This window comes from Algoriphagus sp. (assembly GCF_024305035.1).
Taxonomy (GTDB): Bacteria; Bacteroidota; Bacteroidia; order Cytophagales; family Cyclobacteriaceae; genus Algoriphagus.
The window spans coordinates 208,934-222,641 of record NZ_JAMWZB010000001.1; the positions used below are offsets into that span (position 1 = coordinate 208,934).

The window sequence follows — 13,708 nt, forward strand, 5'->3', positions numbered from 1 at the left end:
CTCATGGAACTTCCCATTGCTATTGTAGATGCTTTTACCAGTCAGGCTTTTTCTGGTAATCCTGCCGCTGTTTGCCTACTTGACCGAGAACTAGATCCTGCTTTAATGCAGTCAATTGCTTGCGAAATGAATTTAAGCGAAACAGCTTTTGTCCTTCCCACCGAACGAAATGGGCATTTTAATCTTCGTTGGTTTACCCCAACTTTAGAAATTGATTTATGTGGACATGCCACGTTGGCCAGTTCTTTTTGGATGCTTCAAAAGGGTTGGGCTTTCGAAAATGAGCAAGTTCACTTTCACACCAAAAGCGGTGAGCTAATAGTCAGCGTAGGGCAAGAGTTAATTGAAATGGACTTTCCACTTTTAGAAACAACAGTCGCTAAACATCCCCATTTTCAAGATCAGCTTTTTGGAAAAAGAATCGTTCAGGCAGCTGAATTGAAAAGAAATTGGATTTTTGAGTTGGAGGATGAGCAGGCTGTCAGAAGCCTTATTCCTGATTTTGAAGAAATCTCATTACACAGCGAAGAAGGAATCATTATCACCTCCAAAGGAAACGCTGTTGACTGTGTTTCCCGGTTTTTTGGTCCTAATGTGGGCGTTCCGGAAGATCCTGTGACTGGCTTTGCCCACTGTGCTTTGATGGATTATTGGAATAAACGAACCGGTACTTTTCATCTGAAAGCTCACCAAGCAAGTAAGCGAGGAGGAAATTTGGAGGTTGAAAAGAAAGGAAAACGCGTAGTACTCAAAGGAAAGGCAGTTGGGGTGTTGGAAGGTTTACTTAAAATTTGATCACACCAGGCAAGCTTAAAAGTCTGATAAGGGTATAGTAATAACTGCGAGATTCCATTTGGCTACCGAAAAACAACTTGAAAAAATATGAATGAAGAAGGCAAAAACCCTCACCAAGCCATTCGATACATCCGACATTTTAGAAACTATTGGTTGACAGATATCAGTTTTAGCTTGCTTTTGGTGGTATTGCTATTTATTGTCTTTGTACTTCCAATATTGATTGATTACGGTCATGTGGGTATGATTTTTTCGAACGTCGTTTTTCTGTTTTTGTATTTTACAGGGATTTGGTCTTCACGAGAGCGATTTTTGGTTTTCCTTACCTCTGGGTTATTTTTTACTCAATTGGCTATGAAATTGTTGCGTTTTAGCGATTTGCCTGTAGAGTTTTATTTACTGGAGCGTATTGTGGGTATCGCCAATATGTCCGTTTTTATATTTCTGAATCTTCGTCTCCTGTTTAGGGACCGGGAGGTAAACGTGTATCGGGTGATTGGAGCTGTGAACGTGTATTTATCCCTGGCACTGTTAGGGGCTTTTGTTTTTGAAATCATACACCTGACAATCGGGGAAAGTATCGGTGGAGATATTAAGCTGGAGGGGCTGGATGATGATTATTCCAATTATATTTATTTTAGTCTCGTTTCCTTGACTACGGTAGGATTTGGGGAATTATTTCCCGTCAATGTCCTGTCAAAAATGCTGTCTGTGTTCCTATCCACGGTGGGGATGCTGTATCCTGCGGTGGTTATCGCGAAATTAGTCAGCGAGACCAAAAAATAACTCCATTGATGTAAAACCTAGTGGATGTCTTCTTTCAAGCAAGTAGCTTACCTTAAAATCACTAAACTATGAGAAATTTTACCTTACTTATTCTTTTGCTTTTCTGTTTTTCTGGCCTTCAAGCGCAAGAAAACAGAAAGCTCCCTGTAGAAACGAAAGTTGAAAAGAATCACCAAATTACGATTAAGGGAAATCGTGTTTCTTTCAAATCCACCACGGGTACCCAGCCTGTTTGGGATGAAAAAGGTGATCCCATAGCTTCCCTTTTCTATACCTATTATGAGCGAACTGATGTGGAAAATAAAGAGAAAAGGCCCTTAGTTATTTCGTTTAATGGTGGACCCGGTTCAGCATCGATTTGGATGCATTTAGCCTACACGGGACCAGTTTTACTTAATATCGATGATGAAGGGTACCCTGTACAACCCTACGGGACCCGAGACAATCCCCATTCGATTTTAGATGTGGCCGATATTGTCTATGTCGATCCCGTCAATACGGGGTATTCTAGAATTTTAGATGAAGAAACACCTCGATCTACCTTTTTCGGAATCAATGCGGATATCCAATACCTAGCCGATTGGGTTAATACTTTTGTGACGCGTCAAAACAGATGGGCCTCTCCAAAGTACTTAATTGGGGAAAGCTACGGCACTACCCGTGTGGCTGGACTGGTTTCTGAACTTCAAAACGCCCATTGGATGTATTTTAATGGAGTAATATTAGTTTCTCCCACAGATATGGGCATTGAGCGGGGAGGTCCGGTTAAAATGGCGAATTATTTTCCTTATTATGCTGCGACTGCTTGGTACCATGGTCAGTTGCCATCTGATTTACAAAGCAAAGATCTGGATGAAATTATTCCTGAGGTAGAAAAATTTGCAGTCAATGAAGCCCTTCCGGCCATGGTCAAAGGTGGGAGCCTCACCCCAGCAGAAAGAGACGCGATGGCAACTAAAATGGCCCGTTACTCAGGCTTGGATAAAGAGGTTTTTCTTGCGAACAACCTTATGGTGGGGACAAGTCTTTTTTGGAAAGAGTTGCTGCGTGAACAGGGAATGACTGTGGGTCGGCTGGATAGTCGATACAAAGGCTTTGATCGAATGGAAGGAGGGGAACGCTATGATTTTGATCCGGCCCTAACGAGCTGGAATCATGCTTTTGCGCCTGCTTTCAATCATTATGCAAAAAATGTCTTGGGGTTTGAAACGGACTTGACCTACAATCTGTTTGGACCGGTTCATCCTTGGGACCGATCCAATGAAACAACGGGATACGATTTGGGGCAGGCCATGCGTCAAAACCCTTATTTACATGTCATGGTGCAATCTGGCTATTTCGATGGAGGAACTGATTTCTTTAACGCCAAATACAGTATGTGGCATATTGATCCTAATGGGAAATTGGCAGATCGGATGAGATTCAAAGGCTACCGGTCAGGGCATATGATGTATTTGAGAGCAGAGGACTTGGCCACTTCCAATCAGGATATTCGTCAGTTTATCCAAGACTCCATGGTCGGGGAAGGCGTTCCGGCCAAATATGATTAAGTTACAGGCTCGGGTTTTTAATCCGAGCCAATTTTTTAAAAGTTCAAGAGGTTTTTGAATTCATTCATCGTGGAAATGGGAGCAGGGGAACCCATCAATTCTCCAATCAGTCCAAGTACATCTGAAAGATTTTTTCCGTTTTTGCGTAAATGCTGAAGAGAGGTGGCGCCTTCAGATTTGGATAATTTTTTCCTTTTTCGATCTTTCAAAATCGAATGATGATAAAAAGTAGAATATTTAAAATTCTTAAAATCAATTACTTCTGATAAGTAAGATTGAGCAAGACTTGAGCTTAATAAATCCATTCCACGGATAATAAAATCAACTTCAAAATGCTGATCATCTACCAAAGATGCCAAGTGATAGGAGGGCATTTGATCTTTTTTGCGAACTATGAAAAAACTGGTGTCCAGCGGAATGGGCTGAATGATTTTATGATCAGGAAACGCACACAGCTCAATGAGATCCGCAGTCAACGTATTGATCCTCCAGGCAGCTTCGGCTCGATCTAAAGGAATTTTTCGATCTAGGCAGTGTCCCAAATAATATCCTGAAGAATCCATGGATTGGATTTTTTTTCGCGAACAGGTACAGGCAAACAGCTGATTGGAATCGCTTAGTTTTTGTAAGGCATTTTGATAAAGGGGAAGCCGGTGAATTTGTGACCATTCTTGCTCAAAGTCAGATAAATTTTTGGGGCCCTGATCGATTGAAATTTCCAAAAAATCCAAGCTGTCAAAAATATCCTGAACGTATTCTTTCCGATAGCGTTCTCGATCCAAGTCATCGATTCGAAGCAAAATTTTAGCTCCTGTTTTTTCAGCCAAGGCTTGGGTTAATAAAAAGGAATATGCGTTTCCAAGATGTAAAAAGCCACTGGGCGTAGGGGCTATTCGGGTCAGATTGAATTTCATTTCGTTTAAATTGATATATTGAAGGAAAAACGATGCGCAAGTTATTTCTGATTTTCTTGATCTCAAGCTTTGTTTCATGTGAATTCGGCAAAACCAAGGTGGTGACTGGACCGGACTTGATCGATCAGTCCATTCGTTTTCATGACCCCAATGATGCTTGGAGGAATTTCTCCGGTACTTTTTCGATCATCGATAGCCTCCCCGCGGGAAAAGATTCCAGAGCATATGAACTCTCTTTTCAAAATCAATTGAACAAAATGCACTATCGAAAAGACGATTTGGAGTTCATCGTATGGGAAGATTCCGTTTACGTTTTCAAGGGTGAAATTGATCAAGACCGAGCCTTGATGCTCCGGAATTATTATGGGTATTTGTGGGGACTGCCCATGAAATTGAAGGACCCAGGGATTACGGTTGATGCGCAAATTTTTGAAGAAGAGTTGAATGGGAAATCCTTTCAGGTGGTACGCGTGCCTTATCCAAAGGATACCTGGTATTTTTATTTTGATCCTCAAACAACTCAACTGGAAGCCTATAAATTTTATCCAAATGATGCTGACAAAAAGGGGGAAATCATATTTCTGGAGGGAATACTGGAATCTGAGGGGTTGAAAATTCCAAAAAACAGATCTTGGTTTCTACTGGAAAATAATGAATTTTTAGGAACTGATCGGCTAAAATCCATTTCCCAACAAAATGTGGATTAAGCAACTTTAACGCGGTAGAAATGCGGTTATCAGAGATATCCCGTACTTTTCCAAAGTGAAAAATGGAGGTTTTTTGTTTCTGATGCTAGGCTTGTGCTGGACCACTTTAGGGTTCGGACAAACGACCTATTCTGGAAATGTGATAGATGCAAGTGATCGGCAAGTTTTGGAAGGTGTCCAAGTGAAAGTTTTGAACCGGGAATCTGGTGACCTCACCAATCGGCGGGGTTATTTTTCTGTCCTGGGATCCGATGGAGACACCTTATTAGTCCAATTTGACGGATTCGTTTCAAAGAAAATCCGATTGGGAAAGGAGCGGTTTATCATGATCGAGATTCAGGATAAAGCCCGGTTTTTACCGACTTTCGAAGTCAGATCTCCGGCGTATTCTTACCGGTTCAAAGACGGGAGATTGGTATTACGAGATGAAAATGAAATCGAACAACCATCAAGAAAAGGTGAGGTGATTGCCGGTCCAGTCCAATCGGGGGGTGGAACGGGAGGATTAGCATTTAGTGGGGTGATTTCTTATTTCACAAAAAAAGCCCGACTTGAAAGGGAATACACTCGAAAACAAGAATGGCACCGCCGTAGGAAAGGCTATTACGCGGTCGTTGAATCAGATTCAATACGAACAAAAATAAAGGAGGATTTCAACCTGGGGTCAGAGGACTGGGATAAATTGATTATTCAATTCAATCAATTTCATGCCAGTCATGAATTTTTGGATTGGAGTGAAAGCCGGGTTTACAACCAATTGTTGGATTTTATAAAAATCGAAACTCTGCTCATGGATTAAGCTTTTCGCTTAAATGACCAAGTGACATGGAACCGGGCTACCCGCTCACCAGCTGTATTTTTTCCCTCAGAAATCAGGGTCATTTGACCGCTTTCATTAACTTCTAGGGAATCTATCTTGGTGAATAATTCCAAACCTTGATTGCAAGAAAAAATAATTTTTTGGTCGGCTTTCTTAAAATACTCGGCTCTAAAATCAACTACCAGCATGCTGAATGAACCTTTCCCAGCCAAAGCAAGCTGACAAAGTGCTCCGGTACTGAGTTCGGCTGCACCTGCCAATGCAGCAAAATATATGGATCGAAAGGGGTTTTTGCTACGCCAAAAATAGGGTATGCTCACTTCACATTTTTCCACATTCAAACTTTGAATAGAAAGCCGCCAAAAAACTGCAGAGGGGAGTTTGAAAAGCATGATAAACCAAAAAATAACCGAATTAGTCATTTTTTTTCGATAAGATTCTGCCTGTGGATTAAGATTCATCAGTTGGCCAATTAATTGATCCTTAAAATAAGAATATTTTTTTTTAGTAATTAAGAAGCACTGGAATTGAAAAAAATCTTGGATTAATCAGACTATCTTGCATTGAAATTGCTACTTAATATTTCTCACTTATTTTGAAGACTATGAAAAGAATTCTTGTGATTTTCATTTCACTTCTGTTGTTAGATGCCTGTTCAAAGGTGCCTATTACAGGTAGAAGCCGGCTTTCGGCTGTTCCTCATGAAGAAATTATGCCACTGGTCAATCAACAATACGACAGTATTGTTCGGGTAGGCAAAGTACTCACCAATACATCCGACGGTCGGAAGGTGGTCGAAGTTGGGAGGAGAATTTCCCAAGCAGTTGAATCCTTTTTGAAAACGGAGGGCTATGATGATCTGGTAGAGCAGTTTGAATGGGAATTTAATTTATTAGAATCCGATCAGGTCAACGCCTGGTGTATGCCTGGAGGAAAAGTGGCATTTTATACCGGAATATTACCCGTTACCAAAGATGAGACTGGAATGGCAGTGGTCATGGGGCATGAGATTGCTCATGCGGTGGCTTCCCATTCACAGGAGCGGATGTCAAATGGAATGGCGGCTAATTTTGGCTTGAGCTTGCTATCTGCAGCTATGGGTCAGAACCCAACGATGACACAACAATTATTTCTTCAGTCTGTGGGAATAGTAGGTCAATTTGGCATGTTGAAGTTTTCTAGAAATCATGAATTGGAAGCTGATGAACTGGGATTGCTTTTTATGGCTATGGCAGGATATGACCCAAGGGAAGCCCCCGTGTTTTGGGAGCGGATGGCTGCTGCTGGAGGAGAAGCGCCGCCAGAGTTTCTATCCACTCACCCGGGTCCGGATCGTAGGATAGAACGCTTGAATGCGAATATGGATAAGGCGTTGGAATACTACCAACAAAACAAATAATATATAATAATAAATATATAATAATAAAGGCCCGAAAATCGAAAGTTTCGGGCCTTTGTTTTTATCGCTGCGTGAGGGATCGAAGCCTAACCTGAGTTAGCTTCCGCTTGGTGTCGAGCGGAAAATCTCCGCGCATCATCCAATCATAGTAGCCAGGTTCTTCTTTAAGTACTTGCTCTATGGTTTTTCCCTTGTGTTTGCCGAAGTTAAAAATTTCTACACCCTCGGAATTAAAGATAAACCGACCTGCTAAATCGACCATTTTTTCATTGATCAATTCATGGAGTTTTTTCATATCATTCTCAAAAACTCCAATTTTATTCCCTTGAAGATCTTCTACTTCTTCTCCCACATACCGCTCTACTTGAGCACGAAAAACATCCAATGTTGCCAGAGTATCCGCTTCAGCACTATGGGCATTTTCCAGCGTCTTGTTGCAGTAAAACTTATAGGCGGAAGTCAGATTTCGCTTTTCCATGAGGAAGAAAATTTTCTGGGCATCCAGGAGATTTCGTTTATCCAAATCAAAATCGATTCCAGCACGGAGGAACTCCTCTACTAGAAGCGGAATATCGTATTTTAGGACATTAAATCCAGCTAAATCGGCAGAGCAGATAAATTGATGAATTTCTTTTGCCAGGTCTTTAAACGTTGGAGCGTTTTTGACATCCTTGTCATAAATTCCGTGAATCAGAGAAGCTTCCAAAGGAATGGGAATACCTGGATTGACCCGTTTAGTATAGATGGCTTGACCACCATCTGGGTTAACTTTAACGATAGATATCTCTACAATTCGGTCCGTTCCGACATTGGTTCCGGTTGCTTCTAGGTCAAAAAATGCGACTTCGTTTCGTAAGTTCAAATTCATTTTTGTTCAAATTTTGTCAGGATCCCCTGAAGATCCATATTGTCATAATTTCCTGAGCTCATTAAGAGCAAATTACTATTGGTATAATCGAGGCCTTCAAGATACGATTTTAATGCGTGACTATCGGTGAATAATTTTAAATCACTTCGTTCAAACCCTTTTCTTAACGTCTCTTCATCCATTAATTCAAGCTTTTTTAATTCTGCCGCATGTGGATTCAAGTAGATAATTGCCTGGTCGGCTGAGTCCATGCTTCCCCGGTAGTTGGGAAGAAAATCCTTATTGAGTGAGGAGTAAGTATGTAACTCCTGTACAGCAATTAATTTACGCTCAGGATACTGCTTTTTTACAGCCGAGGCGGTGGCTTTAAGCTTGGATGGAGCATGAGCAAAATCCCGGTAAATTGCTCGGTCTACCGCTGATTTGAGGAGTTCAAGTCGTTTGGCTGCTCCTTTAAAGGTTTGAATGGAGGTGTAAAATTGACTTTGGGTCAAGCCCAAGGCTTCACAGATTCGTTTTGCTCCTTGGAGATTTTGTAAATTATGCTCCCCAAAAAGATGAATCGGAATTTGGGTTTGATCTAGGGTTAAAAACGTTTTTCCATTTTTAATTCTTGCAGGGTGAGCGGAGTAGGGCGTTTTCCTTGCTTTGATTTTACTTTCTTCAACCACTTCTTTGACTAAAGGGTCGGCTTGGCAATAAATAATTTCTCCCTCTTGCGGAGTCAACTTGACGAATTGGCGAAATTGATTTTTGTAATCTTCAAAATCCGGGAAGACATTAAAATGATCCCAAGCTATTCCGGACAGCAGTGCAATGTCATGTTGGTAGTGAAAAAATTTGGGTCTACGGTCTAGGGGAGAGGTGAGGTATTCATCCCCTTCAATGATGATAACTGGGGCATCGGAAAGCCGTACCATTAAGTCAAAGCCTTCAATTTGTGCGCCAACCAAATAATCAAAATCTACTCCTTGATCCCTGAGGACATGTAGAATTATGGACGTAATGGAAGTTTTGCCATGGGATCCGGCAATAACTACGCGTTTTTTATGCTTGCTTTGATTGTAAATAAACTCGGGGAATGAGTACACGGGGATACCTAAATCCCGGGCTCTAACCAGTTCAGGATTATCAATTCGAGCATGCATCCCAAGAATGATACCATCAAGATCGGAGCTGATTTTCTCGGGAAACCAGCCAAAGGCTTCAGGCAGGATTCCCGCTCGTTCCAGTCTGGTACGGGAGGGTTCATAAATTTCGTCATCTGATCCGGAAATTTGATATCCCTTTTGAACTAAAGCGAGTGCCAAATTGTGCATTACGGCCCCACCAATTGCTATAAAGTGGTATTTGCTCATTGTGGTTTTTTCAATGGCTTCAAACTTAGTTATATTTTCAATCCGAAAGGAGTACCAGAAGGAAATTGAGCCTTAGGATTTCCATTTTTTTTAGCGTCAGGAGAAGCCATCCCCCCCTCTCCTCAATGGTACTTTCCCCTACTACTTTCCCCAAAACCTATGGAAGGTTAGTTAAAAACATTTAATTTTGGGCTAAATTATTTTTCTCTATGCTGGATTATAAATTTGCCTATTTCTCTCTGGCGCTTTTGTATATGGTAGCCTGGCTTGGGGTATTTTGGAAGTCCCCATGGAAAAGTGGGATGGTCAAGGTGGGGTTTATCGGAGGAATCATGGGAGTCATTGCCGAGGTTTGGTATTTTCGGGACTATTGGAGACCACCAACCCTCTTCGCTGATGGAGGAATAGTCGGAATAGAGGATTTTATCATTGGGTTTGCTCTTTTTGGGGTAGGGGGATACATTCATACAGCGTATACCAAAAGAAAAATTGATTTTGAACGGGAGGAACCTGCAAAGAATTTTCATTTCTTTATTCTATTTCTGTTAGGAAGTGGAAGTTTGACCTTGTTCAGTATTGGACTGGGTTTTCATTCGGGCTATGTTACCTTTATTACCTTCTTTTTGCTCTCAGTTTATATTTGGATTCAGCGTCCGGATTTAATCGGTATTTCGATTCAGTCTGCTTTCCTTACCTTAGGAATTTCTTTTGTCATTTATTTGATCAATTTCAACCTGCTTTTTCCAGATTTTTGGAATAAATACGGCATGTTGGAAAAACCGATTTTGGGAATCAGAATACTTGGAATTCCACTTTCTGAAATGCTATGGCACTTTACCTGGGCTATGCTGTGTAGTATGTTTCGGGGGTATAGGAATGGGGTGTATTATAAACCCAATGAGCTTCAGGTGGATTGAAATTTGTTGATAAGTTTTGGAAAAATTGTTTAAAACTCTTGACTGAAAGCCGATACATTTGTTAAATGTCTGATAAGCCAACCAACTCACGAATACCTCGAAAGAAGCCTACTTTTGAAAGTCCTTCATCCTTAGGAAAAATCCCTCCTCAGGCCATTGATCTGGAGGAGGCGGTTCTTGGTGCATTGATGTTGGAAAAAGATGCGCTGACCAATGTCATTGACATTTTAAAGGTAGAATCATTCTATAAAGATGCCCATCAAGTAATTTTCCAGGCGATTTTGGATCTTTTTACAGATTCACAACCCATCGATTTGTTGACAGTGACCGCACAGCTTCGGCGAAATGGTACCCTGGAAGTAGCAGGAGGTGCCTTTTACATCACTGAACTCACCTCTAAAGTTTCCTCAGCAGCCAATATTGAATATCACGCTCGGATCATTACCGAGCAATCCATCAAGCGCGAAATGATTAGGATTGCCTCCGATATTCAGCGGGATGCCTTTGAGGAAACCACGGATGTTTTTGAACTTTTGGACAAAATGGAGCAATCCCTGTTTGAAATTTCGGAGAAAAATATTCGAAAGAATTATTCCGATATGAAGTCCATCATGAGGGAAGCGATTGCAGAAATGGAAGCCAAAAAGGATCAAAAGGATGGACTTACTGGAGTTCCTTCCGGTTTTACTGCCTTAGATCGTGTGACTTCGGGTTGGCAAAAATCTGACTTGGTGATTATCGCTGCACGTCCTGCGATGGGAAAAACAGCTTTTGTACTTTCTGTACTAAGAAATGCGGCCGTAGATCACAATAAACCCGTAGCCATCTTTTCGCTGGAGATGTCCTCAGTTCAATTGGTCAATCGTCTGATCGCTTCTGAAGCGGAGTTGGATTCAGAAAAAATTAAAAAAGGCTCTCTTGCCGAGCATGAATGGGCTCAATTAGTTCATAAAACAGCCAAACTTTCCAAAGCACCACTTTTTGTTGATGACACGCCTGCTTTGTCTATTTTGGAACTTCGGGCAAAATGTAGAAAACTCAAAGCCCAGCATGACATTCAAATGGTCGTGGTCGATTACCTTCAGCTGATGTCAGGAGATACCGGGAAAGGAGGGGCAGGAAATAGGGAACAAGAAATTGCCAGTATATCGCGGGCTCTAAAAAAGATTGCCAAAGAGCTCAGCATACCCGTTATTGCTCTTTCCCAGCTTTCCCGAGCAGTTGAAACCCGAGGAGGAGATAAACGACCCCAGTTATCTGATTTGCGGGAATCGGGCTCGATCGAGCAAGATGCGGATATGGTAATGTTTCTTTATCGTCCCGAATACTATGGGATTACCGAGGATGAGGATCACAATTCCACTTTGGGTGTTGGGGAGGTAATTATCGCCAAACATCGAAACGGATCTTTGGAAAATGTGAAGCTTCGGTTTATAGGCAAATACACCAAGTTCACTGATTTGGATAATTTTGGGAATTTTCCCGAAAAACCTGGTGCTGACCTCCCTTATGGAGGCAAATTTACTCCTAGCTCTAGTGGAGTTTCTGATTTTGATCAGCCAAATACCATCAAAATGTCAAGCCGAGCTAATGATGATATGGATGATTTTACAAATCCGAATACCAAACCGTTAGATTTTTAGTCATGAAAGGTATTGTGCTCAATAGATCGCTTTCTGGACAATTGGAAGAGCGGGAATTTGATTCTTTTTTGATCGAAGACAATCAGGTAAAAATCAAAATCAAAAGTGCCGCACTCAATCATCGGGATGAATGGTGTCGTCAGGGCTTGTACCCCAACTTAAAAGATGGGGTAATTTTAGGTTCCGATGGAGCGGGGGTGATTGTTGAACTGGGGTCAAAGGTTACCCATTTAAGCTTGGGGCAGGAAGTACTGGTCAATCCTGCTATGAATTGGGGAAATAACCAGAGGGTTCAGGGGAAGGATTTTCAAATTTTAGGGATGCCCAGTAATGGGACCTTGGCAGAAGAATTAGTGGTGAATGCGGATCGTGTTTTTCCCAAACCGAGTCATTTAACCTGGGAAGAGGCAGCTTCACTTCCTTTAGCTGGGTTAACAGCCTATCGGGCCTTGTGTTATCAAGGGGAGGTGAAGGCAGGAGAAAAAGTCTTGGTTACTGGTTTTGGTGGGGGAGTAGCTCAATTTGCCACTCAATTTGCTTTAGCAAGGGATGCGGATGTTTATGTCACTAGCAGCAGTCCTTCCAAGATCGAAAAAGCCAAAAGTTTGGGGGTCACCTCGGGCTTTAATTATCGAGTTGCTGAATGGACCGAGTTGGCCAACTCAAAAGTTGGTGGATTTGATTTGATCATTGATGGTGCAGCAGGAAATTCGCTCAACGATTTGATTCAAGTAGCAGCACCGGGGGGCCGTATCGTTTTTTATGGAGCTACTTTGGGTAACCCTTCCCATTTAGAGGCGAGAAAGATATTTTGGAATCAGTTAAAAATCATGGGAAGTACCATGGGTTCTGATCGGGATTTTAACCAAATGTTGGATTTGGTCCGTACCCACAAGATCAAGCCGGTCTTAGACCAGGTTTTTTCATTTTCGCAGGCCGTAGAGGCATTCGATCGGATGAAAGCAGGAGCACAGATGGGCAAAATTGTGTTGAAGCCTTAGATCTCCTGATAGGTTTCTTTGAACTCTTTATGTGCAATCCGGTAGATTTCGTTTTTTTCAGGTGGCAGAACCAAAAAGTCCTCGGGTTTGGCCGTGATTAATTCTCCCCAGGGAGCCATAAAATCCAATACCCCGTCTGCCCCAAAATGGTGGATATCCTGAGCGGAAATTTGAATTGCCCAAATGAATTCGCGGAGCTGATAGGTAGCCCAACCTTGGGAAAGGGATTGAGTGATTTCATATTTTCGCTCAAAGGCCTTCTTACGAACCAGATAGATTTCACGGGTACTCGTTTGGTTTTCAACAATATAATCTCCTTCTTCTGCTACGTTTTTGGTTTGGATTCCATCTGAGGTTTCCGTTACTACTTCCATGCCTTGGGGAGCTAATTTAGCTTTAATCAGGGCATTTTTTTTAAATCGTTTTCCTTCCTTTTCCACTTTTGGAAGAAAAAATTCCAACATATTAGCCTGAGTAATCTTCATCTTCTGGTGAGTTTAGTCATCAACTTAATATACAAATAAGCTAGAACTTTATCCCTTTATGTGCTCATCCTAGTTTTTCAAGGGTAAAAAAGATTTTTAATTGGATAATCTTCATTCTTCATTCAAGTCATTTTCAAAAAGAAAATTTTGATAACGGTTTTGAAGTTCTCTGAGGGCTTTGGCATTGGATTGATTTTTTGCCAGATGAATTCCTTCCCTGAAGAATTTTGCGGCATTTTCGTAATCCTGGCAGTGTTCAAAATATTCGGCTGCAGTGTAATACAGCGGAAGATAAGTTGGAAATTGTTGTCGGATTCTTAGAAAAATGTCTTTCGTCTCAGCATGATTGATTTTTTGGTATTCCAAGGCCAAGGCATACCAATTAAATGGGTTTTCTGGTTCTTCTTTTATAAATTGTTCCAGGAGTTTTATTCGGGGTAAATTGGGCATAAATAGTTTTTTTAA

15 protein-coding genes are annotated in these 13,708 nt (G+C 41.4%); 9 read left to right on the forward strand and 6 right to left on the reverse strand.

Annotated features, from left to right (window positions below; translation table 11 throughout):
• Window positions 1–3 precede the first annotated feature (3 nt).
• From Q0L00_RS00890 to Q0L00_RS00900, 3 genes are all read left to right on the forward strand, one after another.
• Window positions 4–795: a PhzF family phenazine biosynthesis protein gene (locus tag Q0L00_RS00890; protein ID WP_297334963.1), complete on the forward strand. Its 792-nt coding sequence runs from the start codon at window positions 4–6 to the stop codon at window positions 793–795.
• A gap of 87 nt (window positions 796–882) precedes the next feature.
• Window positions 883–1,581 carry a potassium channel family protein gene (locus Q0L00_RS00895; protein WP_297334964.1) on the forward strand — a complete coding sequence of 233 codons (699 nt, stop codon included), beginning with the start codon at window positions 883–885 and terminating at the stop codon, window positions 1,579–1,581.
• 68 nt (window positions 1,582–1,649) lie between these two features.
• Entirely contained in the window at window positions 1,650–3,131 is a 1,482-nt protein-coding gene (locus Q0L00_RS00900) for a carboxypeptidase (protein WP_297334965.1), read from the forward strand.
• 35 nt (window positions 3,132–3,166) lie between these two features.
• Here the strand turns inward: Q0L00_RS00900 and Q0L00_RS00905 are convergent, their stop codons facing one another.
• Complete coding sequence (locus Q0L00_RS00905; protein WP_297334966.1) at window positions 3,167–4,045, reverse strand: glutamate--tRNA ligase family protein; 879 nt, start codon at window positions 4,043–4,045, stop codon at window positions 3,167–3,169.
• A gap of 32 nt (window positions 4,046–4,077) precedes the next feature.
• Between Q0L00_RS00905 and Q0L00_RS00910 the strand changes: the two genes are divergently transcribed.
• Window positions 4,078–4,752, forward strand: a complete 675-nt coding sequence (locus Q0L00_RS00910; RefSeq protein ID WP_297334967.1) for a DUF6503 family protein — start codon at window positions 4,078–4,080, stop codon at window positions 4,750–4,752.
• A gap of 73 nt (window positions 4,753–4,825) precedes the next feature.
• Window positions 4,826–5,551 carry a hypothetical protein gene (locus Q0L00_RS00915; protein ID WP_297334968.1) on the forward strand — a complete coding sequence of 242 codons (726 nt, stop codon included), beginning with the start codon at window positions 4,826–4,828 and terminating at the stop codon, window positions 5,549–5,551.
• Here the strand turns inward: Q0L00_RS00915 and Q0L00_RS00920 are convergent.
• On the reverse strand, window positions 5,548–6,033 hold the full coding sequence (locus Q0L00_RS00920) for a DUF4442 domain-containing protein (protein ID WP_297334969.1): 486 nt from the start codon (window positions 6,031–6,033) through the stop codon (window positions 5,548–5,550). The genes Q0L00_RS00915 and Q0L00_RS00920 overlap by 4 nt on opposite strands.
• 143 nt (window positions 6,034–6,176) lie before the next feature.
• On the opposite strand from Q0L00_RS00920, the gene Q0L00_RS00925 reads away from it, so the two are divergent.
• Window positions 6,177–6,971, forward strand: a complete 795-nt coding sequence (locus tag Q0L00_RS00925) for a M48 family metallopeptidase (protein ID WP_297334970.1) — start codon at window positions 6,177–6,179, stop codon at window positions 6,969–6,971.
• 61 nt (window positions 6,972–7,032) lie between these two features.
• Here the strand turns inward: Q0L00_RS00925 and Q0L00_RS00930 are convergent, their stop codons facing one another.
• Complete coding sequence (locus tag Q0L00_RS00930; RefSeq protein ID WP_297334971.1) at window positions 7,033–7,839, reverse strand: 3'-5' exonuclease; 807 nt, start codon at window positions 7,837–7,839, stop codon at window positions 7,033–7,035.
• A complete protein-coding gene (locus Q0L00_RS00935; RefSeq protein ID WP_297334972.1) occupies window positions 7,836–9,197 on the reverse strand; it encodes a Mur ligase domain-containing protein in 1,362 nt (453 codons plus the stop codon). The genes Q0L00_RS00930 and Q0L00_RS00935 overlap by 4 nt, the downstream gene beginning before the upstream one ends.
• 209 nt (window positions 9,198–9,406) lie before the next feature.
• Between Q0L00_RS00935 and Q0L00_RS00940 the strand changes: the two genes are divergently transcribed.
• The 3 genes from Q0L00_RS00940 to Q0L00_RS00950 all read left to right on the forward strand — a co-directional run bounded on the left by Q0L00_RS00940 (window position 9,407) and on the right by Q0L00_RS00950 (window position 12,758).
• Window positions 9,407–10,114: a lycopene cyclase domain-containing protein gene (locus Q0L00_RS00940; protein WP_297334973.1), complete on the forward strand. Its 708-nt coding sequence runs from the start codon at window positions 9,407–9,409 to the stop codon at window positions 10,112–10,114.
• Between the two features lie 65 nt (window positions 10,115–10,179).
• Window positions 10,180–11,757: a replicative DNA helicase gene (gene dnaB / locus Q0L00_RS00945; protein WP_297334974.1), complete on the forward strand. Its 1,578-nt coding sequence runs from the start codon at window positions 10,180–10,182 to the stop codon at window positions 11,755–11,757.
• A 2-nt stretch (window positions 11,758–11,759) separates the two neighbouring features.
• On the forward strand, window positions 11,760–12,758 hold the full coding sequence (locus Q0L00_RS00950; RefSeq protein WP_297334975.1) for a zinc-binding dehydrogenase: 999 nt from the start codon (window positions 11,760–11,762) through the stop codon (window positions 12,756–12,758).
• Here the strand turns inward: Q0L00_RS00950 and Q0L00_RS00955 are convergent.
• Both Q0L00_RS00955 and Q0L00_RS00960 read right to left on the reverse strand, forming a co-directional pair.
• Window positions 12,755–13,243: a hypothetical protein gene (locus Q0L00_RS00955; protein WP_297334976.1), complete on the reverse strand. Its 489-nt coding sequence runs from the start codon at window positions 13,241–13,243 to the stop codon at window positions 12,755–12,757. The two genes, Q0L00_RS00950 and Q0L00_RS00955, sit on opposite strands and share 4 nt — an antisense overlap.
• Before the next feature lie 111 nt (window positions 13,244–13,354).
• Entirely contained in the window at window positions 13,355–13,693 is a 339-nt protein-coding gene (locus tag Q0L00_RS00960) for a tetratricopeptide repeat protein (protein WP_297334977.1), read from the reverse strand.
• Window positions 13,694–13,708 lie beyond the last annotated feature (15 nt).

Excerpts from the sequence above, each read along its gene's own strand:
- Q0L00_RS00930 (WP_297334971.1), bottom strand. The coding sequence starts at position 7,839 with ATGAATTTGAACTTACGAAACGAAGTCGCATTTTTTGACCTAGAAGCA.
- Q0L00_RS00900 (WP_297334965.1), top strand. The coding sequence starts at position 1,650 with ATGAGAAATTTTACCTTACTTATTCTTTTGCTTTTCTGTTTTTCTGGC.
- Q0L00_RS00890 (WP_297334963.1), top strand. The coding sequence starts at position 4 with ATGGAACTTCCCATTGCTATTGTAGATGCTTTTACCAGTCAGGCTTTT.
- Q0L00_RS00925 (WP_297334970.1), top strand. The coding sequence starts at position 6,177 with ATGAAAAGAATTCTTGTGATTTTCATTTCACTTCTGTTGTTAGATGCC.
- Q0L00_RS00940 (WP_297334973.1), top strand. The coding sequence starts at position 9,407 with ATGCTGGATTATAAATTTGCCTATTTCTCTCTGGCGCTTTTGTATATG.
- Q0L00_RS00910 (WP_297334967.1), top strand. The coding sequence starts at position 4,078 with ATGCGCAAGTTATTTCTGATTTTCTTGATCTCAAGCTTTGTTTCATGT.
- Q0L00_RS00920 (WP_297334969.1), bottom strand. The coding sequence starts at position 6,033 with ATGAATCTTAATCCACAGGCAGAATCTTATCGAAAAAAAATGACTAAT.
- Q0L00_RS00955 (WP_297334976.1), bottom strand. The coding sequence starts at position 13,243 with ATGAAGATTACTCAGGCTAATATGTTGGAATTTTTTCTTCCAAAAGTG.
- Q0L00_RS00950 (WP_297334975.1), top strand. The coding sequence starts at position 11,760 with ATGAAAGGTATTGTGCTCAATAGATCGCTTTCTGGACAATTGGAAGAG.
- Q0L00_RS00905 (WP_297334966.1), bottom strand. The coding sequence starts at position 4,045 with ATGAAATTCAATCTGACCCGAATAGCCCCTACGCCCAGTGGCTTTTTA.
- Q0L00_RS00935 (WP_297334972.1), bottom strand. The coding sequence starts at position 9,197 with ATGAGCAAATACCACTTTATAGCAATTGGTGGGGCCGTAATGCACAAT.
- dnaB (WP_297334974.1), top strand. The coding sequence starts at position 10,180 with ATGTCTGATAAGCCAACCAACTCACGAATACCTCGAAAGAAGCCTACT.
- Q0L00_RS00960 (WP_297334977.1), bottom strand. The coding sequence starts at position 13,693 with ATGCCCAATTTACCCCGAATAAAACTCCTGGAACAATTTATAAAAGAA.
- Q0L00_RS00895 (WP_297334964.1), top strand. The coding sequence starts at position 883 with ATGAATGAAGAAGGCAAAAACCCTCACCAAGCCATTCGATACATCCGA.